Annotated in this window: 25 protein-coding genes; 11 read left to right on the forward strand and 14 right to left on the reverse strand. The window is 52.0% G+C overall.

The features are described 5' to 3' along the window. The first annotated feature begins 16 nt into the window (after nt 1-16). From pstA to arsJ, 4 genes are all read left to right on the forward strand, one after another. Complete coding sequence (pstA, locus tag V8L71_RS12560; protein WP_336274319.1) at nt 17-1,183, forward strand: phosphate ABC transporter permease PstA; 1,167 nt, start codon at nt 17-19, stop codon at nt 1,181-1,183. 26 nt (nt 1,184-1,209) lie between these two features. Beyond that, nucleotides 1,210-2,049 carry a phosphate ABC transporter ATP-binding protein PstB gene (gene pstB, locus V8L71_RS12565; RefSeq protein WP_336274320.1) on the forward strand — a complete coding sequence of 280 codons (840 nt, stop codon included), beginning with the start codon at nt 1,210-1,212 and terminating at the stop codon, nt 2,047-2,049. A 175-nt stretch (nt 2,050-2,224) separates the two neighbouring features. Further along, a complete protein-coding gene (locus V8L71_RS12570) occupies nt 2,225-3,256 on the forward strand; it encodes an ArsJ-associated glyceraldehyde-3-phosphate dehydrogenase (RefSeq protein ID WP_336274321.1) in 1,032 nt (343 codons plus the stop codon). Nucleotides 3,257-3,305: 49 nt separating this feature from the next. Further along, the gene (arsJ, locus tag V8L71_RS12575; RefSeq protein WP_431313179.1) at nt 3,306-4,472 is read left to right on the forward strand and encodes an organoarsenical effux MFS transporter ArsJ; all 1,167 of its coding nucleotides are present in this window, start codon (nt 3,306-3,308) and stop codon (nt 4,470-4,472) included. Nucleotides 4,473-4,504: 32 nt separating this feature from the next. Here arsJ and V8L71_RS12580 read toward each other — a convergent pair whose 3' ends face one another. The 12 genes from V8L71_RS12580 to arsH all read right to left on the reverse strand — a co-directional run bounded on the left by V8L71_RS12580 (nt 4,505) and on the right by arsH (nt 14,981). Continuing rightward, nucleotides 4,505-6,985, reverse strand: a complete 2,481-nt coding sequence (locus V8L71_RS12580) for an arsenate reductase (azurin) large subunit (protein WP_336274323.1) — start codon at nt 6,983-6,985, stop codon at nt 4,505-4,507. Between the two features lie 15 nt (nt 6,986-7,000). Beyond that, nucleotides 7,001-7,519 (reverse strand): arsenate reductase (azurin) small subunit, encoded by a 519-nt coding sequence (locus V8L71_RS12585; protein ID WP_336274324.1) that lies wholly within the window; start codon nt 7,517-7,519, stop codon nt 7,001-7,003. A gap of 288 nt (nt 7,520-7,807) precedes the next feature. Then, nucleotides 7,808-8,707 (reverse strand): cation diffusion facilitator family transporter, encoded by a 900-nt coding sequence (locus V8L71_RS12590; protein WP_336274325.1) that lies wholly within the window; start codon nt 8,705-8,707, stop codon nt 7,808-7,810. Nucleotides 8,708-8,723: 16 nt separating this feature from the next. After that, nucleotides 8,724-9,524 carry a class II glutamine amidotransferase gene (locus tag V8L71_RS12595; protein WP_336274326.1) on the reverse strand — a complete coding sequence of 267 codons (801 nt, stop codon included), beginning with the start codon at nt 9,522-9,524 and terminating at the stop codon, nt 8,724-8,726. Between the two features lie 226 nt (nt 9,525-9,750). Continuing rightward, on the reverse strand, nt 9,751-10,038 hold the full coding sequence (locus V8L71_RS12600) for a CC/Se motif family (seleno)protein (protein WP_336274327.1): 288 nt from the start codon (nt 10,036-10,038) through the stop codon (nt 9,751-9,753). Between the two features lie 81 nt (nt 10,039-10,119). Next, complete coding sequence (locus V8L71_RS12605) at nt 10,120-10,356, reverse strand: thioredoxin family protein (RefSeq protein WP_336274328.1); 237 nt, start codon at nt 10,354-10,356, stop codon at nt 10,120-10,122. A 17-nt stretch (nt 10,357-10,373) separates the two neighbouring features. After that, nucleotides 10,374-11,381 (reverse strand): permease, encoded by a 1,008-nt coding sequence (locus V8L71_RS12610; protein ID WP_336274329.1) that lies wholly within the window; start codon nt 11,379-11,381, stop codon nt 10,374-10,376. Between the two features lie 94 nt (nt 11,382-11,475). Then, nucleotides 11,476-12,054, reverse strand: a complete 579-nt coding sequence (locus V8L71_RS12615; protein ID WP_336274330.1) for an RNA polymerase sigma factor — start codon at nt 12,052-12,054, stop codon at nt 11,476-11,478. Continuing rightward, nucleotides 12,051-12,452 (reverse strand): arsenate reductase (glutaredoxin), encoded by a 402-nt coding sequence (gene arsC / locus V8L71_RS12620; RefSeq protein ID WP_336274331.1) that lies wholly within the window; start codon nt 12,450-12,452, stop codon nt 12,051-12,053. Before arsC ends, V8L71_RS12615 begins: the two co-directional genes overlap by 4 nt. Nucleotides 12,453-12,469: 17 nt before the next feature. Further along, a complete protein-coding gene (locus V8L71_RS12625; protein ID WP_336274332.1) occupies nt 12,470-13,138 on the reverse strand; it encodes an NADPH-dependent FMN reductase in 669 nt (222 codons plus the stop codon). 15 nt (nt 13,139-13,153) lie between these two features. After that, nucleotides 13,154-14,230 carry an ACR3 family arsenite efflux transporter gene (gene arsB / locus V8L71_RS12630; RefSeq protein ID WP_336274333.1) on the reverse strand — a complete coding sequence of 359 codons (1,077 nt, stop codon included), beginning with the start codon at nt 14,228-14,230 and terminating at the stop codon, nt 13,154-13,156. Between the two features lie 13 nt (nt 14,231-14,243). After that, entirely contained in the window at nt 14,244-14,981 is a 738-nt protein-coding gene (gene arsH, locus V8L71_RS12635; RefSeq protein WP_336274334.1) for an arsenical resistance protein ArsH, read from the reverse strand. A 150-nt stretch (nt 14,982-15,131) separates the two neighbouring features. On the opposite strand from arsH, the gene V8L71_RS12640 reads away from it, so the two are divergent. From V8L71_RS12640 to V8L71_RS12650, 3 genes are all read left to right on the forward strand, one after another. Further along, nucleotides 15,132-15,545, forward strand: a complete 414-nt coding sequence (locus V8L71_RS12640; RefSeq protein WP_336274335.1) for an arsenate reductase ArsC — start codon at nt 15,132-15,134, stop codon at nt 15,543-15,545. 24 nt (nt 15,546-15,569) lie between these two features. Then, complete coding sequence (locus tag V8L71_RS12645; protein WP_336274336.1) at nt 15,570-17,270, forward strand: methyl-accepting chemotaxis protein; 1,701 nt, start codon at nt 15,570-15,572, stop codon at nt 17,268-17,270. An 83-nt stretch (nt 17,271-17,353) separates the two neighbouring features. Continuing rightward, nucleotides 17,354-18,487 (forward strand): SLC13 family permease, encoded by a 1,134-nt coding sequence (locus V8L71_RS12650; protein WP_336274337.1) that lies wholly within the window; start codon nt 17,354-17,356, stop codon nt 18,485-18,487. Nucleotides 18,488-18,532: 45 nt separating this feature from the next. Here the strand turns inward: V8L71_RS12650 and V8L71_RS12655 are convergent, their stop codons facing one another. Next, complete coding sequence (locus V8L71_RS12655; RefSeq protein WP_336274338.1) at nt 18,533-19,720, reverse strand: acetyl-CoA C-acyltransferase; 1,188 nt, start codon at nt 19,718-19,720, stop codon at nt 18,533-18,535. A 126-nt stretch (nt 19,721-19,846) separates the two neighbouring features. On the opposite strand from V8L71_RS12655, the gene V8L71_RS12660 reads away from it, so the two are divergent. From V8L71_RS12660 to V8L71_RS12675, 4 genes are all read left to right on the forward strand, one after another. Next, nucleotides 19,847-20,416, forward strand: a complete 570-nt coding sequence (locus tag V8L71_RS12660) for a TetR/AcrR family transcriptional regulator (protein ID WP_101146495.1) — start codon at nt 19,847-19,849, stop codon at nt 20,414-20,416. 208 nt (nt 20,417-20,624) lie between these two features. After that, the gene (locus V8L71_RS12665; protein WP_336274339.1) at nt 20,625-22,295 is read left to right on the forward strand and encodes an AMP-binding protein; all 1,671 of its coding nucleotides are present in this window, start codon (nt 20,625-20,627) and stop codon (nt 22,293-22,295) included. A 26-nt stretch (nt 22,296-22,321) separates the two neighbouring features. Beyond that, entirely contained in the window at nt 22,322-23,089 is a 768-nt protein-coding gene (locus V8L71_RS12670) for an SDR family NAD(P)-dependent oxidoreductase (protein WP_336274340.1), read from the forward strand. A 257-nt stretch (nt 23,090-23,346) separates the two neighbouring features. Next, nucleotides 23,347-25,152, forward strand: a complete 1,806-nt coding sequence (locus V8L71_RS12675; protein ID WP_336274341.1) for an acyl-CoA dehydrogenase C-terminal domain-containing protein — start codon at nt 23,347-23,349, stop codon at nt 25,150-25,152. A 34-nt stretch (nt 25,153-25,186) separates the two neighbouring features. Here V8L71_RS12675 and V8L71_RS12680 read toward each other — a convergent pair. Beyond that, nucleotides 25,187-25,514 (reverse strand): hypothetical protein (locus tag V8L71_RS12680; protein WP_336274342.1); only part of this gene is annotated, 328 nt, incomplete at its 5' end.

Consider the following 25,514-nt stretch of genomic DNA (forward strand, 5'->3'; position numbering starts at 1 on the left):
CTGAGGAACTGTTTCGATGAGCCATACTTTTGACGAAATCAGCCAGCAGCTAAGGCGGCGTCACCGTAAGTCTGCCCGCCTTAAATGGATCTCGATGGGATCGTTGGGCTTGGCAGGTCTGTTTCTGATTCTGTTTTTTGCCGATATGTTAAGCAAAGGCTTACCAGCCTTTCAACAGGCGTATATCCAGACCGAGATTAGTTACACCGAGGAAGCGCAAAGCGATGGGCGGCAGGCGTTTGATCAAGAGCTGCTACCGTTAATCAGTCGCACGGTGGTGCGAGTGATTCCGATGGAGTTGCGCAACAATCCAGAAATAATCGGTACCAGCGAAGCGCAATGGGTGTTGGCAAACAGTGAGGTCGACCAGTATCTGAAGGGGCATCGGCACCGCCTGAGTGAAGAAGAACAAGCGGCGCTTGATGAGCGTGTCGAAGCGGGCCAGGTTGACCTTCGCTTCAATAGCACCTTTTTTGGATCCGGGGATTCAAAAATCGCTGAGAGCGCAGGTATTCTCTCGGCAGTGGTCGGCACCGTGATGACCATGATTGTGACGTTATTAATTTCGTTCCCTATCGGGGTAATGACAGCCGTTTATTTGGAAGAGTTTGCGCCAGATAACCGCTTCACCCAGGCGATTGAAATCAACATCAATAACTTGGCCGCTATCCCGTCTATCCTGTTTGGTTTGCTAGGCCTGGCTATCTTTATAAACTTCTTCGGCGTGCCGCGTTCATCACCGTTGGCCGGTGGTATGACGCTAGCGCTGATGACGTTGCCGGTGATCATTATCTCAACGCGAACCGCATTGCGTAGCGTGCCGGACTCCATACGCCATGCCGCCTTTGGAGTGGGCTGTTCGCGCTGGCAAGTGGTACGCGATCACGTTCTGCCGTTGGCAATGCCGGGCATTATGACAGGCTCCATTATCGGCCTTGCTCAAGCGATGGGTGAAACAGCACCGCTGATTATTGTCGGGATGGTGGCGTTTATCCCCGATGTCGGCGCCTCGTTTACCAACGCGGCAACCGTTATGCCCGCGCAAATATTTACTTGGGCAGGCGAGCCTGAACAGGCGTTTGTAGAAAAAACAGCCGGCGGTATTTTGGTGCTACTCACCATACTCATCTCACTCAACGCTTTTGCCGTTGTGCTACGTAAGAAATTTGAGCGCCGCTGGTAGGCCAGTGCGTTATAGAGGACATTGCTATGAATAGCCAAGCACCTGTAATGAACGACCAGCATGCACCTGCGGTTGGGCAGCCTTACACACGTAATAATCAGGCCTGCCACGATTTGAGTATTCGGGTTCGTGATTTGAATCTGTGGTATGGCAAAAACCAAGCGTTGAATAACCTTAATATTGATCTGTTCCAAAAAAACGTGACGGCGCTGATTGGCCCTTCCGGGTGTGGTAAGTCGACCTTCTTACGCTGCCTGAATCGCATGAATGATTTGATTCCTAGCGTACGCATCGAAGGCTTGGTCGAGATGGATGGGCAGGACGTAAACGCTGCCAAAATGGATGAAGTAGCGCTGCGTCGCCGGGTGGGGATGGTCTTTCAAAAGCCGAATCCCTTCCCCAAGTCGATTTATGAAAATGTTGCTTATGCACCGCGTATGCACGATTTGGTTAGCCGCAAAGCGGAGCAAGATGAGTTGGTTGAAAAGGCATTGCGTAGTGCTGGCCTTTGGAACGAGGTGAAGGACAAGTTGCAAGAGCCCGGTACCTCGCTTTCGGGCGGTCAACAGCAGCGCTTATGTATCGCCCGCGCTATTGCCGTTCAGCCTGATGTGATCCTGATGGATGAACCAACTTCAGCGCTTGATCCGATCTCGACCGCGACCATCGAAGATTTGATGGATAAGCTAAAGGAAGAGTTCACCATTATTACCGTGACCCATAACATGCAGCAGGCCGCGCGGGTGGCCGATTACACGGCGTTCTTCCACCTGGGTGAAATTATTGAGTACAACGACACCAAAGTGATGTTCTCAACCCCCGCTAAGAAAAAAACCGAAGACTATATTTCCGGTCGTTATGGTTAATTAGCGCCTTTCAAGCAGGTCCATCGTCACCCGGTGGGCCTGTTTTTAATGTGTGTTTTTTTATGTATTGATATATGTTTGAGCGTATATAAGCGATATCCTTTTTATCAACAAACAGCTTTAAAACAGCAAACCTGGAAATAGACGCCATAAAACAGAGAATCTAGGAGGCACCATGGCACTTCGAATTGGTATCAATGGATTGGGCCGTATTGGCCGCTTAACGCTGAGGATTTTGTGGCAAAAAGTGTCGACGGGTGACGTTGAGCTTGTGCGCATTAATGACCCGGGTGGCGATGCGGCAACCTTTGCTCACTTATTGGAATTTGATTCGGTACATGGGCGCTGGGCTCCAGGGCAGGGCATTACAGCCACTGATGACGCGATTATTTTCGATGGAAAAACCGTTGCCTTTAGCGCCAATAAAACAATTGCCGATAGCGACTGGTCCGACTGTGATGTAGTCATCGAGTGCTCAGGCAAAATGAAAACCACTGAGAAGCTTCAAGCGTATCTCGACCAGGGCGTTAGCCGTGTAGTGGTAAGCGCGCCTATGAAAGAGGCGAGCGTGCTCAATGTGGTCGTGGGGGTGAACGATCATCTCTTTGATCCTTCGCAGCATAAAATCGTTACCGCTGCCAGCTGTACCACTAACTGCTTGGCGCCGGTGGTCAAAGTCATTCAGGACAGCTTTGGTATTCGTCATGGCTCAATGACCACGGTGCATGACATCACTAATACTCAAACGATTCTGGATGCCCCGCATAAAGATCTGCGTCGCGCCCGTGCTTGTGGCATGAGTCTGATTCCTACCACCACCGGTTCAGCGAAAGCCATCACTGCTATATTCCCTGAGCTAGAAGGTAAGCTAAATGGCCACGCGATTCGTGTCCCGTTGGCTAACGCCTCGCTTACCGACATGGTGTTTGAGCTTGAGCGTGAAGTCACTGTCGACGAGGTCAACACTGCATTGAAAGCCGCAGCGGATGGCCCGCTTGCCGGTATTCTGGGCTATGAAGAGCGCCCGCTGGTGTCGATCGATTACCGTACTGATCCACGCAGCTCCATTATCGATGCGCTGTCTACCATGGTGGTCAATGGCACGCAGCTAAAACTCTACGCTTGGTACGATAACGAATGGGGTTACGCGAACAGAACCGCTGAGCTATCCCTGATGGTAGGGAGTGAGCAGGTGGGTCGTGGCTGATTCAATACTTACGCGAGTAAGGGCGCTACCTTTCGAGGTGCGCCAATACATGCTGATTACCGGCAACTACTGGGCGTTTACGATCACCGATGGCGCGCTTCGTATGCTGGTGGTGATGCACTTCCACCAGTTGGGCTATTCGCCGTTAGCCATCGCGATGCTGTTTTTGTTCTACGAAGCCTTTGGCGTTGTGACCAATTTGGTAGGTGGGTGGCTGGGCGCGCGTCTCGGGCTTAACCGCACCATGAACGTGGGCTTGGGTTTGCAGATTTTGGCACTAGTCATGTTAGTGGTGCCCGCGAGCCTGCTAACCGTTGCCTGGGTCATGGCCGCTCAAGCGCTGTCGGGCATTGCTAAAGACCTTAATAAAATGAGCGCTAAAAGCGCCGTTAAGGTACTGGTTCCTAAAGAGAGCGCTAACGCTAACAGCTCGCTTTACCGTTGGGTAGCGATGCTGACCGGTTCTAAAAATGCGTTAAAAGGGCTGGGCTTTTTTGTCGGCGGGCTGCTGTTAACGTTGATTGGCTTCCAGGCTGCTGTGTTTGTGATGGCCGTGATGCTGGCTGGCGTGCTGCTGCTCTCACTGCTGCGCTTAAAGGCGGATCTTGGTCGGCAGAAAGTGAAGCCTAAGTTCTCCGAGATTTTCTCAAAATCACGCGCGATTAACGTGCTTTCCGCCGCACGTTTTTGTCTTTTTGCAGCGCGTGATGTTTGGTTTGTGGTGGCACTGCCGGTCTTTCTATACGACCAGCATGATTGGACGCACTGGACCGTGGGTGGTCTGTTGGCGATATGGGTGATTGGTTACGGCGGCGTGCAAACCCAGGCGCCAAAATTAACCCAGCTAATTAAAGGCGATGTTCGAGTGCTGACGGCCGGATGGGCTGCAGCGCTGGCCGTGCTGGCAATTGTGTTAGCGATGCTGCCGTTAGCACACGTTGGTTGGTTAGTGACTGGCTTACTCGCCTTTGGGGTGCTGTTTGCCATTAATTCCAGCTGGCACAGCTATTTGATTGTTCACTTTGCCCGCGCCGATGGTGTGTCGATGGACGTCGGTTTTTACTATATGGCCAATGCCATGGGGCGATTAATCGGCACGCTATTGTCGGGTTGGCTGTATATGGCTTACGGACTGAGTGCCTGCCTGTGGGTATCGGCTGCCTTAGTGGCGGCAAGTTCAGCGATGGCGCTAGCGTTGCCTAGACAAACCGCATGATCCGTTTGCCTAGGGTAGGTTTAACGCTAACCCTAGCTATAGCGTCGACGTTTGAAGGTTACATCACGAAGGTAAGCGGGGTTTGCGCCTATCCGACGAAGATTAGCCCAGGTGCCTTTGTAATAGGGGATATGGTTTCTGTCTGTCCAATCGCTGATGACATCGCCCTGTACCCCATTAGGGTAGCCAAACATCATAAATACCTGGCCCTGTTCTAAGTCGGGCTCCAGATAGGCCATGGCGGTGGTCGAGCCGTAGTCGTTATAAACTTCGACGATATCGCCATTGGCAATGCCTAAATCCTGGGCGTCCCGTGGGTGGATTTCTATCGGTGCCATTGGGTAGCGGCCTTTGCGGAAGGCCAGGTACTGGTCGTGGTAAGCCGTTTGCCAGATATGATTCGTTCTTCCGTTATTGATCCAGAAGTCATAAGACTCTTTCTGCTGCTGAACCACGTCGGGGAAACCGTTCCAGGGTGATGGTTGAAAATGGGCCTTGCCATCGTTGGTACTGAAATTATTATCGGTATAGAGCATCTCGGTGCCAATGAGCTTGCCATCCCGATACTCTTTGATGGGAAGTTGGACGCCATTATTGCCAGCCACACGCAATCTATCATAGGTGGCTAAGTGCCCTGTTGGCCCGCCTTGGCTATCAATTTCCTTTTCATGCGCCATGCGGAAACCGTCGTTGAAGGCATCCTCCTCGGTCGTCCAGTCAAATCCAGCGAAACGCTCGGCCATTGTAGCGTTACCTAAGGATTCATAACGTTGCTTTAGGGCGTTAGCCATATCGGCGGCAATGAGACAATCAGGCTTAGCGATGCCGGGAGGGTCCATAAAGCGTTCAGACAGCCGAAGCCGACGCTCACCGTTCATGGAGGTCAAGTTCATTTCGCCCGGATGAGTCGCTGGCAGCACCATATGTGAATATTCGGCAAACTTGGTGCGGTAAAGATCGATATCTACGATAAATAGGCCGCCTTTATTCTTGACGGCATCATAGACAATATCGATCAACTCTTCTTGAGAAGTGACGCCTCCCGCTTCGGCTAGCGCTTGGTTAACAATGGCAGCACGACGCTTGATGACCTGCCGATAAGTCTCGGCATTGAGGGTGGTTTGAAACGCATTGCAGGCCCACACCGTCAACATCATGCCGTTACCTTTGATCAGCTCTTGATCAATATAAGGTGCTGGGCGTCCGCCTGGGTAGGGTGGGCGCACATAGCCCTCCTGGTGACCGCCCATACGGACCACGCCGGTGCCGCGTTGCCCTACATTGTGGGTAGCCACAGCCAGATTGACGATTGCGGACTGAATCCGATAATTGTCATTTCCCCAGATCACGCCTTTCTCATAGGCATGCATGGTACGTGGCGCATGGCCACTGGCCTTAGGTTTATAGGCCCACTCGGCGGCCTTAACGATATCGGCCCGACTCACGCCGGTGATGCGACTACACTCGTCCAGTCCCATGCGATTGGCAGCTAGCATCTCCTCGAAACCACTGGTGTGTCCGTCGATAAAGGCCTGATCTTGCCACCCTTGGTCTACCACATAGGTCAGCAACCCATTGAATAAAGCTGTATCTGTTCCCGGTTGAATCGCCAGATGTAGAACATTCTCTTTTCCAGCAATCGTTTCACAGATAGCAACGGTGGGAGTGCGTCGGGGGTCGACTAGAATGACTTTTCCTTTGCCGACTGTCTCGCCAGAAAACCATTCCCGCTTTTTAGCGATGTTAGATCCTCTTAGATTCGGTTCCCAGTGGGCCAGGAACCAGTTCGACTGAGTCTCATAGGAGTTTCCGCCGATGGAAAAGATGACATCGGCCACCTCTGCATCCTCGTAACTATTATTGAGCTCGCCAATGCCCATATCACGGCTGGCGTGACATTCTGAGTTGTAGGCAGGACGGTTGTGAATGCGCACCATTTTTGACTGTATGCCGTCAAAAATAAGCTTGCCGGTAGCCCAGGTATTCTCGAAACCGCCGCCAGCGCCGCCATGATCGAAGAGATTGAAAAACAGTTGATCCGGCCCGTCATTATCGAGAATACGTTGGGTTAGGCCAGCATATAGAGCCATGGCATGTTCCCAATTGGTGTCTGACCAATCGTCCCCGGTGTACATCATGGGATACTTGAGGCGACGCTCGCTGATGGAGGTTCCTTCCGAGTACATCACACTGGCCATTTGGCCACCACGCGTTGAGGATAACCCTTTATTGACGCTGCACTCCTTATCAGGAACGATCATGATGCTGTATTCACGGCCATCGTGGTCGCGTATCTGATTAACCATGGCGGGGGTCATGGTTAATTGCATGGCCGGCAGCTGTTTAGTGAAATCGAGCCCTAGCGCATTCTGGTTAGCCGCTCTGCCGCCTTCTTGGTTGGCAGGCCATTTATAGACATGGTACCCGCAGCCGACGATGCAGAAGTGACAAGCCATATTAGTCTTTTGAGCATTCGCCGGAGGCAGGGGAATACGGTCTTTGAATTGTGACATTTTTATACTCCCGAATCAGATGATATTGGCCTGACGACCATAGATAAGACCATCGATCGACACCGCTCTTAGGGCATCTTCAGCCTCGTCATACTCCAGAATGATTCGCGGCAAATTCTCGGTAGCTTGGCCAATCACCATCTGACCGATGTTATCGGGATCGAATATGCTGTAATGGCAGGGGCATTTGAAAGTTTCAGCTTCCTGGTCATAGCTCACTGGACAGCCCATATGGGTACATTGCGTGCTGAAAGCCACTATGTCTTTGTCCGGCCCAACGCCTCCTTTAACTTCTCGGTCTCTGCGAATTACCACGCAGGGTGAGTGGATATCGGGGTAAGTAAAGTAAAATGGTTGATTGACCGTCAACTCGCTAAGCCGGGCGATCAGCTCATTTGGGTAGGGCAGGTGTGTGTTACCCGCGGTAGAAGGATTGCCTTGCTGCGCCTGAGTGAGGGGGGCCAGCGAAAGAGTACCCAGGGCGGCACTGCTGCCGGTTAACTTTAGAAAGGTGCGGCGACTCAAGCGTGTCATCGTTTGACACTCCATTGTTATTGTCGAGAAGCGCTAGCCGGGTGGGGTAATATATAGTTACCCGAATTTGGTAAGCCGAAATTTAGCTTAGTTCTGCCCTGACAGACGCGCAAGACAGAAAAACTCATCATTGCTATATCAATTTCAGGCTTAGGTTTACTGCAATTCTGATGAGTTCTTTGTCTCTTCTGCTTTCCTATCCACTATCTATGATGGTGTCAGTTGAAGCGTGATCTCGACAAGATCGTTTGCGAGCTGCAGAAATAGCTAGTGCCGCTCTAGAGTTAGCTAGCATCGCTCTCTCATGGGGCAGTGAGAAGCGTACAGTTCGGACTCCTGTTGCAGTACGCAGTGGCGTATCTCGAAGCGCTCATGCAGCATCAGAGTGGCTTGTTTGAGTAAGCCATCACGGTAGAGATGGCTCTTATCAATGACCAAGTGGGCGGTGAGCGCATTATCTGAAGTGCTCATCGCCCAGATGTGTAAATCGTGGACGCTAACCACGCCGGGAATCGTCATCAGGGTTTGATGTATTGCTTTCGTATCAATACCCTCAGGCACTCCGTCGAACAGTAGGTGTATTGATTTCTGCAGCAAAGACCATGTTCCTATCACAATCACCAATGCGATCAGCAAGCTGACCACCGGGTCAATCCAGCTCCAGCCTTGCCATAGATATAGGCCACCGGCTACCACCACGCCTACCGAAACCAAGGCATCTGCGGCCATGTGAAGAAAAGCACCGCGTATGTTCAGATCGTGCTTGCTCCCTGCAAGAAATAGCCAGGCCGTTACAGCATTAATAATGACTCCGATACCCGCGACTATCATGACTGTGCCTGCGTCGACGCTGGTAGGCTGCTGGAGTCGCTGTAGGGCTTCCCAGGCTAATATTCCCATCGCCACCAGCAGAATAATGGCGTTAGTGAAGCTAGCCAGTATGGAGCCTCGCTTCCATCCGTAGGTATGACGAGCATTCGCGCGAAGACGAGCGGCACCGAAGGCCGCCCATGCCAATAGCAGTCCCCCCACATCACTTAGGTTGTGACCGGCGTCAGCTAACAGTGCTAATGAACCACTCTTCCAGCCGTAGAAGGCTTCAATAAGCACAAAGGCAACGTTGAGCGTGATACCAATGGCAAACGCTTTGCCAAAACTGATTGGGCTATGATCGTGTGAAGGTGTCATATAGGTATCTCTCCGACTAGCTCTCCATTTCTAACCGCGATAATGCAGCCCCCTGTGTTAGAGGCACCCAGTTTTCATCCGTTAGGGGCACACTGGCAAACAGTACTGCTCGCTGAGCCTTTAATAAATGGGGAGCTTGGGAGGGTTTCAACAACTTGGATGTTGAGAAAGTTGGGCATTGCAGCAGATATAACCCAGGCGGTGTAACCTTGCCCGTTGATGGCTGCATACGTCGATCAGCATGGGCAAACAGGGTATCACCATCTGCGTAAAGAAAGTTGGCTGGGCCAAAGTTTCGTAGCATGACGGCTATTTCAGCAACCGCTTTCAGGCGAGCCTCAAAAGGGGGAAAGCCCGTGTGTTGCTCGTGCAGTTTTTCTATACGTGCAAGCAGATAACAGAAAGCTAGCTCTGAGTCGGAGTCACCCACTGGTTGAAAGTGTCTCGGCGCTGATATGGAGTCATCGTCCAACTGAGTTAAGTTGCCATTATGGGCAAAGCAGTGAATACGTCCGTTTAGCTCTCGTATAAAGGGGCCAGTGTTCGCCAGTTTGATATCCCCTTGAGTTGCATGTCGAATATAGCCAAGGGATAGCCCAGTAAGCGGCCCATACTCTTCCAGCCATTGCACCAAGGAGCTGGTATCTGCTGCTTCCATGCCCCGATAGAGAGCCACATCTCTATCCTGGTAAAAAGCCAACCCCCATCCGTCGCGATTGCGACTAATCCCCTGTGCGTGGGATGCCAATGCTGTTAATGAGGATGTGAGCCTAGCAGGGTGGCGGCATGACATAGCTAATAGCTCACACATACCCATTGATTCCTTGTGGTCATGACCACCTTAAATATATCGCTGGTGAGCGCAAACTCTCCGTCTGATTAAAATGGCAGATAAAGAGATGGTTGTCAGTGCGCTGGCAATCATAGGGCTCTACAGATCGAAATCGCTGATAAAGTGCGCTGGCGATTTCAACAAAGACATTGGGTAGGGAAGGTGATCTTTTGAAAAGCGCTATGAATTTTTGATGCTTATCACTACTCGCCTAACATGATAGTGAGCTCTCGACATAAAGGTGGCGCAGCTTCCAAAATCCCTCAACGTCGACGCGTAGTCCTTGGCAAGCAAGCGCCGGATCAATGAACAGGATGATAGCTTGATCAGAGTGGCGCTGGTAGGGCGCAGGATCGTTGGGTGAACTTGTCTCAGCAACGGCGACATTCGCGAGCCCTCCACAGCAGCCGTGGCGGGGTGATAAACGTACGGTCGCCACGCCCCCGTGTTGCTTGATAAACGCTTTTGCAGCGTCAGAAACATCGATAATTTCCAGCATTGAGACGCCTGTTAAAAGAGAGCTCCCAGCTTACCAGGAAGTAATCGGGGAGCCTGAGCGTAGTGGGTGAACTTGAGGTTTTTAGGCTTTCAATATAGCTTCAATTTTTTTGCGATCTGGAACACCTCCGCTGTGAGCAAGCTGACCATTGACGGCGACCGCGGGGGTCGACATAACCTGATAGTGCATGATGACCTGTGGGTCAGTGACTTTAGTCACCTCAACGACAGTACCTAGCTCTTTAGCAATAGCCGTAATTTGCTCTGCGGTTGCTATGCATTTTTTACAGCCTGTGCCTAATACTTCTATTTTTTTCATATCATTGCCTCTGGGGTTTACAAGTTGCTGAATAACCAGGGTGCCAGCAGATTAATGATCCAGCCCACCAGCATAAAGTTGATGAGTAGAATGATGAATATCGTGGCTAGTAAGCGCCATAGCATGACCTGTTTGAGCATGATAAATTCAGGAAAGCTCGCCGCGACGGTGCTCATGCAGAAGGCCAGTGTTGTACCCACAGGCAATCCTTTGGTAATCAAGCTTTCCATGATGGGAATAACGCCGGTAGCGTTGGAGTAAAGCGGTAGGCCTGCTAAGACGGCCACCGGGACATTCCACCATTGTCCGCTGCCCAGGTTGTCACTAAACCAGCCATCTGGAACAAAGCCATGCAGGGCGGCGCCGAGCCCCACACCGATAATGACCCACTTCCAAATCCGCGCGACAATCTCGTAAAGCTCATTGCTTGCAAAATCGTGGCGCTCTTTTAACGTCATTGAAGGACGTACAGGAGCGGGCTGATTCGCTTGTGGGCTTTCGGCGGCGTTTTGGTAGGCTTTAGCCGCAAACGCTTTTAACCAACGTTCAGCGCCTAAGCGATCCAGCAGCATGCCGCCGCCTATGCCCACTGTCATCCCTATTGTTATGTACACCAGGGTGAATTCCCAGCCTAGCAAACTCCACAGCATGATGACGGCAACTTCATTAATAATCGGTGAGGTAAACAGAAACGCCATGGTAATGCCCAGCGGAATGCCTGCACTGGTAAAGCCAAGGAACAGCGGAATGCTTGAGCAAGAGCAAAATGGTGTAATTGCCCCAAAGCCAGCCCCTAAGCCATAGCCTGCAAAACGGTTTTTTCGCTGAATGTAATAGCGTACCCGTTCAAGATTGAGCGAGGCGCGTAACAAGGCAATGGCGTAAATCATCACCACCAGTAACGCAAAAATTTTGCTCGTGTCTTCAACGAAAAAGTGCAGTGAGCTGCCTAACTTGCTGTTAGGATCAAAACCACCCAGGTCGTATACCAGCCAACTGGCTAGCCAGGTAAATATCTCCAACATCGCTGCCTTCCTTTATTTGAACTGTTCTATTAAGAAGACGAAGCAAAGTGGAAAAGGATGCAGGGAAAAGCCAAATAGTTATTCGGGAAGGTAGTTATTCGGTAAAGGGCATTGCCCGGTGGCAGCAGACATGGCCTTGTTCATCAAAGACAATCCCGCACTGGGCAACCAACGTCTCGCGAAGACGTTTTCGGGCGCGCAGTAGCCGCGCTTTGGTCGCAGGGAGCGTTAAGCCATGACGCTGGGCATACTCATTTTGCTTAACGCCGTTAAGGTCGCAGGCCCCAACAATATCAGCGTCTTCGTCAGTACAATGAGCCAGTGCCTTCGTGATGCAGGCATCCAGACTCTCTAAGGGAAGGTGGGTTTCAGTGTGGTCAGGCAATGGCGCTGCTGTTGCGGTATCTAGCGATTGAGAATCAGGCGTTGAACGGCGCAACTCATCAATCCACTCATGTTTGGCAACCGTATAAAGCCACGCCTTGGGCTCTGCCAGTTGGCAAAACTGGGCGCGATGCGTCAGTGCTTTTACATAGACACGCTGCAAGATTTCGTCGGCGGCGTCCCGATTGTTGCATAGCGCCAAGAGGTAATAGCGCAGTGCCTGATGATGACTGTTCCAAGCCTCCTCAATACAGGGAGAGGCTTGGGACGAGGCAGCTTTTTTCCTCATGGATAGGTCACTACGTCACCGTCTTCTTTGGTGAAGTGTTTGATCGGTTTTTCCAAAAGCGCTAATACTTGCTCGGAAGGCCGACAAAGTCGCGCGCCTTTGTTAGTCACCACAATGGGGCGATTAATCAGAATCGGGTGGGTCATCATGGCGTCGATGAGCTGTTCATCGCTAAGGGAAGGGTTATCCAGCTTTAGCTCATCAAAAGGCGTGCCTTTTTGACGTAGTAGTTCTCTGGGCGATATTTGCATCATGGCCAGTAGAGAGAGCAGCTTTTCGCGACTAGGCGGTGTTTCCAAATAATAGATCACTTCCGGCGATTCGCCAGAGGCTTCTATCATCGCCAGCGTATTGCGCGACGTACCGCAGTTGGGGTTGTGGTAAATAGTGACGGGCATGGTGACCTCTCGATCGATTAACTGTTTTCACTACCGGGCGCATTGCGTTGAGCTGGCGCGGTTTTAAAGGCGGGCGATACCCGCGTTGGGTCTACCTGCTGTTTATAGCTAGCCGCAGCTTCTGCCCACCACATTAATTGGCCTAATGTTCGGCCAAAGTAGCTTTCCCAGCGCGCCTGCTCTTGCTCAAATTGCCCCTCTTCGTTTAGCGCTTCCTGGGCTTTTGGTACATGTACCATGGCCGAGACCGGCAGGCAGCCAAGCTCCGAGAGAAACGCACGCATGGCGACTGCCGCACGCACGCCGCCCCACTGGCCCATCGAATAGGTCACGATGGCGCTGGGTTTAAACGCAAATAGTGACGCGCCGAAGTGATTAAGCAGATGGCTAAGCGCTGGACTCATGGAGTGGTTATATTCCGGGCTGACCATTACATAGCCATCGGCAGCGGCGATTTTATCAGCAAGCTTTGCTAAGTCCTCCGGCGCATCGGCTTTTGCGTAAGCAAAATGTGGCTTAAACGGGTCGCTTAAGTTTAGTTCTAGCGGATCAATAATTTCAGTCGTGGTATGCGGTAACGATGAAAGCAAGCGCTCGCAGGCCTTTGCCACCCGCTCGCCAAGGCGAGCCGGGGAGGGCGGTGTGCTGGTGCGGGTTGAGCCCAGAAATATCAAATAGTGAGCCATAGTGCTTACTCCCGATTAATGTGCTTCTGCCGGAAAATAATGGCGGGTTTTATTGGCAATCCTGACCAGCGCGAGCATTAGCGGTACTTCGACCAATACGCCGACGACCGTGGCCAGCGCGGCACCTGACTGTAAGCCGAACAGCGCAATAGCGGCTGCTACCGCCAGTTCAAAGAAGTTACTCGCACCAACCATAGCGCCAGGGGCTGCCACGTTATGCGGCACCCGCCAAACCTTGGCCCAGCCATAGGCAATAAAGAAGATCAGAAACGTTTGAATAATCAGTGGAATAGCGATGAGTACAATATGCAGCGGGTTATTGAGAATAACCTCGCCCTGGAAGGCGAATAGCACTACCAGGGTGATGATCAAGCCAATCGGTGTGATGGGGCCAACGCGCTTCATAAAGACGTTGTCATACCACTCTGCACCGTGCTTTTTGATCAGGGTTTGGCGCGTTATATAACCTGCCGCCAGGGGGATCACAATATAGAGCACCACCGACAGGGCAACCGTATCCCATGGTACCTGAATGTTGGAGATGCCTAGGAGGAAGACCACGATGGGAGCGAAAGCAAACAGCATGATCACATCGTTGAGGGCCACTTGCACCAGCGTATAAGCGGCGTCGCCGCGGGTTAAGTAGCTCCACACGAATACCATTGCGGTACACGGTGCGGCACCGAGAAGAATGGCGCCCGCTAGATATTGACTGGCTACTTCAGCGGGAATAAAAGGCCGAAAAATAACCATCAGGAAGAGCCAGGCAATAGCGAACATAGTGAAGGGTTTGATCAGCCAATTAACCGTGGTGGTAATAATCAAACCTTTTGGCTGGCGCCGCACGCCTAGCAGCGAGGTAAAATCAATCTGCGCCATCATCGGGAAAATCATCGCCCAGATAAGCACGGCCACAGGAATCGATACCTGGGCCACTTCAAAGCGCGAAAGCGTTTCCGGCACCGCGGGTATAAATTGTCCCAGTAAAATACCTGCCACAATGGCTAATGCCACCCATAGCGAGAGGTAGCGCTCGAAAATCCCCATTCCTTCTGCGGTGGAGGGTGAAGTGTTATCGCCCAATGCTGACATGTGAAGCTCCTTGTTAAATGGCGCGTTGGTTAACCCGTTTGGAAACTTCTTCAGCGCTCTCTTTACGCTCTGAATAGCGGTCTGTGAGGAGATCACTACGTTCTCGCACTAATAGCGTAAATTTCATCAGCTCTTCCATCACATCGACGATACGGTCGTAGAAAGGGGAGGGTTTCATTCGGTCGTTTTCATCAAACTCCATGAAGGCTTTCGGCACTGACGATTGGTTGGGAATCGTCAGCATGCGCATCCAACGGCCTAAAATGCGCAGCTGGTTGACCGTGTTGAAGGACTGCGAGCCGCCACAAACCTGCATCACTGCCAATGTTTTGCCCTGGGTAGGACGTACGCCACCGAGCGAAAGCGGGATCCAATCTATTTGTGCTTTCATAATACCGGTCATTGCGCCATGGCGTTCAGGGGAGCACCACACCATGCCTTCGGACCACTGCGCTAGCGTGCGTAGCTCGTCAACTTTGGGGTGGCTGGCATCTTCAGCATCCGGTAGCGGCAATCCTTTAGGATCAAAAATTCTCGTTTCTGCACCCATGGCGGTCAGTAAGCGTGCTGCTTCCTCAACGGCTAACCGACTAAACGAGCGCTCACGCAAAGAACCGTATAACAGCAATATTTTAGGTGCATGCTCGACGTTTTGTGGAACGCTAAGGCGATCACTGCTGGGCCGCTCAAACAGCGCGGTATCGATGTTAGGTAAATCAGTCAGGTGGGGGAAATCTTTGAGTGACGACATTAGGGCTACCTGTTTAACGCTATTTTAGGTTAGTCACTCCATGATATACGTTTTTTCGTATATTTCTAGCGTCGCCTGCAAGCTGCAATATTGCCGTCATGAACCCAGCGTACAGTGGTAGCCATTAATTACATTAGAGGCTATTTATTTATGTCGAAGCGCCGCGTGTTGTTTCTTTGCAACGCTAACTCTGCACGATCCTTAATGGGAGAGGCGTTGCTTCGCCATATGGCAGGTGATCGTTTTGAATCGTTTAGCGCTGGTTCTGAACCGGATGAGCCCCATGCATTGACACTTGAAGCGCTGCGCAAGCAGGGACTACCCACCGAAGGCTTACGCAGTAAGTCGTTGGATGAGTTTGAGAGCGAGACCTTTGATTTTGTCATTGTGCTGTGTGACAAGGCCCAGCAAGCCTGTCGGGATTGGCAAGGGCAGGCGGGCGAAGTGCTGTTCTGGGATATTCGCGACCCTCGCCTGATTGGCAAGCCAGACGCTTACGAGCAGGCATTATTGGAAATTCGTCGTCGCCTGCAGCTATGGCTGCCCCTGCATAAGTCTGCTTAATCTTATTCATAGGGGCAGGTCGAGATGAAATGGATCAATAACTTAAGCGTCAAGGCGAGTTGGACGCTGGTGCTCTTGGCGTTCAGTGGTTTGGTCGTCGTGATTGGCGCATTGGGGCTGTTCGCTAACCATTTTGGCCGCGATGCATTCACGTCGCTACATCAGCGGGACATGGCGCAGGTCAGTGAGCTTAATAGTGCTTACACGCAATTATTACGTGCGCGTATCCAAATGAATCGTGCCGCAGAGTTAATTCGCACCCCGTCGTTTGATCGTCCCGCTCCGCTTATCGATGAATCACAGAGGTTGTTGGATACGGCGGCAGTCAACTTCGAACAGTTTTCATCGAGTGATTTTGAACCTGAGCAGCAAGCGTTAGTTGATCAACTGGCCGCTGATTTTCAATCGTTCGTTAACAATAACCTTAGCCTGCAGATGATGATGCTGGAAGAGCGTGATGTCTCTGGTTTTCTGTCAGGAGAGTCACGGGTAGATGACAGCAGCCAGCAATTTGTGCAGAGTGCCGAGGCATTTTTTAACGCCTTAAACCAGCGGGGTAACGGCCTTCTCGCACGTTATGAGCAAGTATCATCGCTACTGTTTTGGGGCGTCATTGCGGTGTTGGGTGCCGCGCTGTTAGTGGTGGCGGTGGTGGTGTGGGGAGTGCGCAAGAATGTGCTTCGCCCTTTAAAAGTCATTACCGAGCATTTTCAACGCATTGCTAAAGGCGATCTATCCACGCCCGTTTCAGCCCACTCGACCAACGAAATTGGTCAGCTGTTTAGTGAGCTAGCCAGTATGCAGAGCGCTTTAACGACAACCGTGGATCGCCTTACTGCCAGCAGCCAGCAGGTCTATAGCAGCAGCCAGGAGATGACTGAGCAGAACCAGCTCTTGGCCAGCCAAACCGATACCCAAGTGTCTGCCTTACAGCAAATGGCGGCGAGCCTGGAGCAGCTAACCGCGACCGTAAATCAAAATGCGGAAAGTGCGGCGCATGTGAGCCAATCGACCGCGGATGTTTCCCATAAGGCGCAGCAGGGTGACGAGGTCATTACTCAGTTTATTGCCACTATGGAGGCGATCAATGATCACTCTGAAGAGATCCAAAGCATCATCCGAATGATTGAGAGCATCGCTTTCCAAACCAATATATTGGCGCTGAACGCATCGGTTGAAGCGGCGCGTGCTGGTGAGCATGGACGTGGCTTTGCAGTCGTGGCAAATGAAGTGCGGGCGCTGGCAACCCGCAGTGCCAATGCTGCCAGCGAGATTCGATCACGCATTGAAGCGTCGAGTGCGAGTGTCCAACAGGGCAGTGTATTGTCGCAGCAAGCGGGTGAGCATACTCGTGCGATAATGCAGGCTGCCAGTAACGTGGATACGCTAATGACGCAAATAGCCAATGCCTCTGAGGAGCAGCGACGCGGCATTGAAGAAGTTAATCAGGCGGTGGTGCAAATTGATACTACGACGCAAGGAACCATGCGCTTAGTCAACCAGGCGGCCCAGAGCGCTGAAGGATTATCTCAGGAGGCTTTGCAAATGCGCGAGTATGCAGGACAGTTTAGTGTTGCCGAAGAAGCCGCCGGAATGAACTTTGCTGACATCAATGAACATAACGGCGAGTGCCCTGAATGGGAGCAGCTTAGTCATCAACAAACCCCTTTACCTAGCTCTGATGGGCAGCACCATCGTCAAACGGATGTAATGACGTCTGCTTAAAATACTAAAAACAGTAATTTGCGTTTAATCAGAGGCATCCAGCGCTATCATTCGGTTTTCTCTGAGCGACTAATGTTTTGCAATTGATCCAACGGCTCATCTCGCCCGTCGTCTTTATCTCTCAGCGTTTACTGAACGATCCTATGCTGCTCTCAATGAGCGGCCTATGGGTCGTTTTGTGGTGGCTGGAACCTCAGTCATTGACGGAGATGGCTGAGCGGGTGCATTGGACCACGCTTGCTGTGTTGACCGGTCTTATGCTGCTCAGTCGGTCGTTGGAGCTCAGCGGTTATTTAACGCTCTGGGGGCGCCAGTTGTTGGCCCGTCTGAAGGGTGAAAGGCGCCTAGCGGTGGGTTTGGTGCTGTTTTCAGGTCTGCTTTCTGCCTTTGTCACCAATGACGTGGCGCTGTTTATTGTCGTGCCGCTGACTCTTGGCCTAGCCAAAATGGCAACGCTGCCTATTGCGCGTTTAATTGTGTTTGAAGCGCTAGCGGTGAATGCGGGGTCATCACTGAGTCCGATTGGGAATCCACAAAACCTATATCTATGGCAGCTTTCAGACCTACGCTTTGGCGAATTTCTATGGGTAATGCTACCGCTGGGTGTTGGTTTGATGCTGCTGCTCTTGCTCCTTATTCCCTTGGCGTTTCCTAAAGCGTCAATACATTTGGAGTCAGCTTCTATTGCAGCAACAATACGGCACAAAAAGCCACTATGGGCGGCACTAATCGGCTACCCGCTTTTTTTGATTGCAGTGGACATGGGCTGGGTGTTGCCAGCGATGGCCGGCGTAATGCTAGCGATGTTATTGGTGGCCCGGCGAGCGGTGTTCAGCATCGATTGGATGCTGCTGGTAGTGTTCGTATTAATGTTCATCAATTTAAGTGTCATCGGTGAGCTAAATGTCGTTCAGCAGGCAATAAATACAATGCGTCAGTGGCCCGGTGGCGATATCAGCGTAGGGATACTGCTTTCACAAATTATTTCCAACGTGCCAGCAACGCTGCTACTCGCGGAGCAGAGTGAGTGGCAGCCGCTTGCCTGGGGCGTCAGTGTCGGTGGTTTTGGTTTGGCGGTAGGTTCAATGGCTAATTTAATTGCCCTGCGCTTGGCTCGTCAGCCTGGCATTTGGACAGAGTTTCACCGTTGGTCTTTGCCTATGTTAGGCCTTGCTTGGCTGTTTGCTGCGCTTTGGAAAAACGCCCTGTCGTTGTAGCGACAGGGCGGTACCCTCTCGGGATTAAATCCTTGCGAGGAGTGGTTAGTCGATTAGCTCGACGGCGACTGCCGTCGCTTCGCCGCCGCCGATGCACAGGCTGGCAATGCCGCGTTTGCCGCCTTTGGTGCGCAGCGCGTGTATCAGCGTGGCAATAATGCGCGAGCCGGTTGAGCCAATCGGGTGGCCCTGGGCGCAGGCACCACCGAAAACATTCACCTTGTCATGGGGCAGGCCTAGATCATCCATCGCCATAAGTGTCACCACGGCAAAGGCTTCGTTGATCTCAAATAGATCTACATCATTAACGCCCCAGCCTAGCTTTTTCATCAGCTTTTCTATCGCACCCACCGGCGCGATAGTGAACTCACTTGGGTGGCGTGAATGGGTAGTATGGCCGAGCATGCGTGCTAAAGGTTTAATACCGTGCTGATCCGCGGCTTCCTGACTGGCCAAAATCAGCGCCGAGGCACCATCGGAAATCGAGCTGGCGTTGGCAGCGGTAATGGTGCCATCTTTGGCGAAAGCAGGGCGCAACTCGCGGATTTTGTCGAGTTTAGCTTGGAAAGGCTGCTCGTCGTGCTCGACCAGGTGTTCACCCTGGCGCGTGGAAACCGTGACGGGGGCCATCTCAGCGTTTAAGTGGCCTGCGTTAGTGGCCGCCATGGCGCGCTCAAGTGAGGCAATGGCAAAATCGTCCAGGCGTTCGCGCGTGTAGCCGCGTTCTGTGGCGACATCCTGAGCAAACACGCCCATGAGCTTGCCCGTTTCGGCATCTTCAAGACCATCCAAAAACATATGGTCTTTAAGCTCGCCGTGCCCCAGCCGGTAGCCGCCGCGTGCCTTGGTCAGCATGTGTGGAGCGTTAGACATGGACTCCATGCCTCCCGCCAGCAAAATATCACCGCTGCCTGCTTTGATTAAATCGTGGGCAAGCATCGCGGCCTTCATGCCGGAGCCACACAGCTTATTGATGGTGGTGGCGCCATTGGCATCGGGAATGCCCGCCTGCCGCATTGCCTGGCGAGCCGGGCCCTGTTTAACGCCTGCCGGAAGTACACAGCCCATAATGCCTTCATTGATGGCAGCAGGGTCAATGCCTGACTCTTCAATCGCCGCTTTGATAGCGATGGCACCAAGCTGCGGGGCAGTCATACTCGCAAGACTTCCCATCATGCCGCCCATAGGGGTGCGTTTAGCGGCGAGAAATACAACATCAGTGGCGTTGCTCATGGTCAATCTCCTTCAGGTTTATTGTGATTATCATGCTGAGTAGTGGGTGATACGTTGACCCGTAGGCGGTGCTGTGGTTTTCTCCAGAGTAACCAAGCAAGCGCTAGTGTAAATAACATGAATGTAATGAATGCATCACCTCGCCGCAAGGAGTTGACGCGCCTTGCCGCCCAGCTCTTCGTTCAAGAGGGCTTTGATCGCACCACCGTGCGTATGCTGGCGCAGGAAATGGGGATTAAGTCTGGTAGCTTGTTTCATCATTTTAAAGACAAGCAGGAAATCCTCGCAGCGGTTATCGAAGAAGGTACTCAAAACGCCTTAGTAATTGCACGTAAAGCACTGGATGAGTGTGCCTCTGACCCTGAAGTGCGCCTGCGCGTTATGGCTCGTGCCCATCTCGAAACGCTTTTTACTGACCGTAATGCTCATGTAGTGGCGCTCTTTGAGTGGCGTCGACTCGATCCTGATGCAAGTGCTCATTTAAGTCATTTGCGCGATGCTTATGAGGCGCTGTGGGTTACTGTCATCGATGATGCTTTAGAAGCAGGGCTGATTCATGGAGACCGCTTTCTGGTCTCGCGCTTCGTGCTCGGGGCACTGAATTGGACCGTACGCTGGTATGATCCTAATGGTCCCCGTTCCCCTGATGAACTCGCTGATGAGCTTGTCGCCATGATTATGCCCCCGCCTGCTTGAACTGCTTGCGCTATACAGCTTCCTACCAACGTCTAACGCTTTAATTCATCAGAGTGCTTGCTCTCTAAGACGATTACTTTTAGCGTTGCTTTTAACTTAAAGTTTCCGTTAACGTCAACGGATAATTTTAGCGACCTAGCCTGCGCCCTACCTGTATTGCTTTGCGCTCATTACTAACAACAATGATCATCTACATTAGAGAGCCATCATGACAGCTACACCACAATCACTGCCCGACTATCAGCACTACCTTGAAAACTTTTCTATCAAGAGCGTTATTGCTCGCCTGGATGACCATCAGGATGGAATGTTGAATGCTTTCGAAGCCTGCTGTGGTCGGCATGTGCGCCAAGGGCGCGGCGATGTGCTAGCGCTAGTTCAAGAGGATACCCAAGGGGCGGTTCACACCCTGACTTATGCTGAGTTGGATGCGCAAAGCGCTAAATTGGCGGGTTGGTTTCAGGCTCAAAGGCTAGGTAAAGGTGATCGCATTGCTTGTATGTTGCCGCGGTCACCACAGCTTTTGATTGCGGTACTCGCCACATGGCGTATTGGCGCGGTTTATCAACCTCTATTTACTGCCTTTGGTCCTGATGCCGTGGACTATCGTTTAGGGCGTGCAGATACCAAGCTGGTGATTACTGATCACGCCAATCGCTATAAGTTTGATGGCTTGAGCCAGTGCCCGCCCGTGCTGGCAATCGGTGGTGCAACCAGCGAACATGCGGATGATCATGATTGGCAAGCTGCATTGACGCATACGTCAATGAGCGATAAACCGCCAAGGCTATCGCCTAAACAACCTTTTCTACAAATGTTTACCTCTGGCACCGTGGGCAAGCCCAAAGGTGTTGCTGTTCCCTTGTCTGGAATGACTGCCTTCGCGATCTATATGGAGCTCGCCATTGACCTGCGTGGTGATGACCGCTTTTGGAATATGGCTGACCCAGGCTGGGCGTATGGCCTTTACTATGCGATCACGGGGCCACTGCTGCTCGGTGTGACGACCCATTTTTGTGAAGCGGGCTTTAGTGCTGAGGGGGCGCTGGCGTTTATGAAGCGCCACCACATTACCAATTTTGCCGCTGCCCCTACCGCTTACCGGCTGATGAAGGCATCAGGCCTGTTTGATGACGCCCATCAAACCTTGGAGCTGCGTGCAGCGAGTTCAGCCGGAGAGCCTTTGAACACTGAAGTGGTCACTTGGGTTGAGAAGTCGCTTGGCTGTCCTGTCATGGACCATTATGGGCAAACTGAAACCGGCATGACGTGCAATAACCACCATGCACTTGATCACCTTAAGCATGTGGGTGCGATGGGCGTCCCAATGCCGGGCTATCGTCTGGCGATTTTGGATGCCGAGTATCATGAGCTGCCTGCGGGTGAGCCTGGGGTGCTTGCCGTGGATATCAAGAATTCACCTGCGCACTTCTTTCAAGGTTACACCTGGCAGGAGAAAAATCCCTTTGTAGAAGGCTATTACCTTACCGGGGATGTTGTGATCCGCAATGAAGATGGCACCTTTCAATTTGCCGGGCGGGACGACGACATTATTACCACCGCAGGTTATCGGGTGGGGCCAACGGATGTTGAGAATAGCGTAATGACACACCCGGCTGTTGCAGAGTCGGCGGCGGTGGGGCAGCCAGACGAGATCCGTGGCGAAGTGATCAAATCCTATGTCGTACTGCGAGAAGGCTATGAGGCAAGTGAAGCACTTGCCGATGAGATCAAGCAGCGAGTGCGTGAGCGGTTATCGACTCACGCTTTCCCACGCGTTATTGAGTTTGTCGATGAGTTACCCAAAACCCCCAGTGGCAAGATTCAGCGCTTTAAATTGCGTGCCCAAGCAGCAGAAGAAGCTAAGACAGCCAAATAAACATAACGCTTATAGGGAATATGGTTATGCAGGTTAAGGACAGTACTTTTTTAATTACTGGGGCCGCTTCTGGTCTTGGCGCGGCAACGGCAGAGCGTTTGGTGGCTGCGGGCGCTCGGGTCGTTTTATGCGATTTAAATGACAGTGTAAACGCACATGCTCAGCAGTTGGGGGAGCATGCTCAAGCGTGTTTGGCAGACATTACCTCTGCCGAGCAAATGCAGCAGGCGGTCGATACCGCGGTAGCGCTGGGTGGCAAGGGCGGTCTCTCAGGTGTGGTTCATTGTGCGGGCGTCGTTAGCGTAGCCAAGTTGGTTGATCGTGAGGGAAAGCCGGCTGATCTAGATAGCTACATTAAAACCATCAACATCAACTTGGTGGGTACCTTTAACGTAATGCGCCTCGCCGCGGCGGCGATGGCTAAAAATACGCCTAATGAGAGCGGGGAGCGCGGGGTGATTATTAACACTGCTTCTATTGCGGCTTTTGATGGTCAGGTAGGGCAGTGTGCTTATAGCGCCTCTAAAGCGGGCGTTGTGGGTATGAGCTTGCCAGCGGCGCGTGAGTTATCGCGTCATGCCATTCGAGTTATGGTAATTGCCCCAGGCGTTTTTGAAACACCAATGATGAGCGAGATACCCGATGAGGCTGCCCAGGCGCTAGCGGCAGCGGTGCCATTTCCCAAGCGGTTGGGTAAGCCGGATGAGTTTGCTCAATTAGCCGAGCAAATTATTACCAACCCAATGCTGAATGGCGAACTCATTCGCTTGGATGGCGGCATACGTATGCAGTAACGCTTCAGCTATATAGAATCACAATGAGACGGCTCGTCAGCTTTTGGCTGGCGAGTTTTTTATTGCTGGCATTAGAGGTTTGCAGCATTAGCTACCAAAGTTGTAGAGCGTTTTAGCGCTAAATTCAAACGCTCGCTTGACTATGCAGAGCGCCCGCGCTAGCTTTCAAACATGCGTTTGAAAGCTGCTTGCTGTTTTGAAGATATTATTTGGCTTTTGATCCCCCGGTTGTAGGAGAGTGTTTTAGGAGAAGTGCGATGCCCACTTATCAGGCCCCTATTCGTGATATGCGTTTCGTTATGGACGAAATGCTTGATTATCCCGGTCACTATGCGCGCTTGCCAGGCGGTGACGAAGCATCGCCCGATGTCGTTAGCGCAATTTTAGAGGAAGGGGCGCGTTTTGCTCGCGAGGTCCTGCTGCCGATTAATCAAAGCGGCGATGCAGAAGGGTGCTTGTTAGAAGGGGGCGAAGTAAAAGCGCCCAATGGTTTTAAAGAAGCCTATCAACAATATGTAGAAGGCGGCTGGCCGAGCTTGGCTGCCGATCCTGAGCATGGGGGGCAGGGGCTGCCGCATTCGTTAGCGATGCTGCTTTCGGAGATGATTTGCGCAACCAACTTAGCATGGGGCATGTACCCAGGTCTTTCCCATGGCGCCGCGGATGCGCTACGCCATCACGGTACCGATGAGCAGAAGGCTACCTACCTCACCAAGTTGGTGGAAGGCGTTTGGACTGGCACGATGTGTTTAACCGAGTCCCATTGCGGTACCGATCTCGGCTTGATCAAAACGCGTGCAGTGCCCACTGAAGGCGATGCTTACGCGATTACCGGCACCAAAATCTTTATCTCGGCCGGTGAGCATAATCTGGCTGAGAACATCGTTCATTTAGTGTTAGCAAAACTGCCTGATGCGCCCGAAGGCTCAAAAGGTATCTCACTGTTTGTGGTGCCTAAGTTTATGCCTGATGCCGGAGGCAACCCTGGTGAGCGCAATGGCGTTAGCTGTGGCTCTTTAGAACATAAAATGGGCATTCACGGTAACGCTACCTGTGTGATGAACTTCGATGGCGCAACCGGCTATCTGGTGGGCGCCCCGAATAAAGGCTTGGCGTGCATGTTCACCATGATGAACGCTGCTCGTCTTGGGGTAGGTATTCAGGGGCTGGGGTTGATTGAAGCCAGCTTCCAGAATTCGTTGAGCTATGCCCGTGATCGCCTGCAGATGCGAAGTTTGTCGGGTAAGCAAGCGCCTGAAAAACCGGCTGATCCGATTATCGTCCACCCCGATGTTCGACGCATGCTGCTGACTCAGAAGGCCTTCGCCGAAGGCGGGCGTATGCTGGTGCTATACACCGCTCAAATGCTGGATGCTGTAGAGCATGGTCAGCCAGGTGAAGAGCGAGAGCGTGCCGACACGCTTTTGGGGTTGCTAACCCCGATTGTAAAAGCGTTCTTGACCGAAGTCGGTTTTGAAAGCACCAATGAAGGTGTTCAAATTTACGGCGGCCATGGCTTTATTAAAGAGTGGGGCATGGAGCAATTGGTACGCGATGCACGTATTACTCGCTTGTATGAAGGCACTACCGGTATTCAGGCGCTCGACCTACTGGGTCGTAAAGTCCTTATGAGTCAGGGTGAGTCGTTGAAAGTGTTCACCAAGGAGATTCATCAGTTCTGCAAGGCTGAATCAGAGAACCCCGCGCTTAAAGAGTTTATCGGGCCGCTGGCAAAGCTGAACACAGAGTGGGGTGAGCTAACCATGGGCATAGGTATGAAAGCGATGCAGGACCGCGAAGAGGTAGGCGCGGCAAGCGTTGATTACCTTATGTACTCCGGCTACGTCACGCTGGCGTACCTATTTGCTCGTGCGGCCAAGCAGGCATCTGGTTCTTTAGAGGGCGAAGATAAAGCCTTCTATGCTGCTAAATTGAATACTGCTCGCTTCTATTATCAGCGGCTATTGCCGCGCACAAAGGCGCATGCGCAAATGATTCAGTCGGGCGCTTCCAGCCTGATGACCATTTCCAGCGACGACTTTGGTTTGGGCTTTGAAATTTAATTAACGGCGAAAATGCCAAAAGAGCACTCTCTGGTCAGGCGTTCTGATCGGTGGTTTGCGGCAGAAGGAGAGCCTTCTGCCGCTTTTTTATACGCAATATCTTCTTTTCCTTGCTATCTTGATAGTGAGGCCTTAAAGTACGCATCCGCTGCCGGGGACGCCTAGCGTTACCAGCGGTGAATAAGGTGTAAAAGCCTTGGTTTGTCAGGAAGTTAGCGCAAGTTTCATCGCTCGCTTCAGTCGCTAAACACAGCGGTTGACAACCACCAGGAAATGCGTAGAATACGCCTTCCTCGCTGCGGCAAGCCAGTTCAACGGTTCGCCAGTTAAGCACAGCGAAACAGCTCTTTAACAATTTGATC

Source organism: Vreelandella indica (assembly GCF_037070225.1).
In the GTDB taxonomy this organism is placed as follows: domain Bacteria; phylum Pseudomonadota; class Gammaproteobacteria; order Pseudomonadales; family Halomonadaceae; genus Vreelandella; species Vreelandella arctica.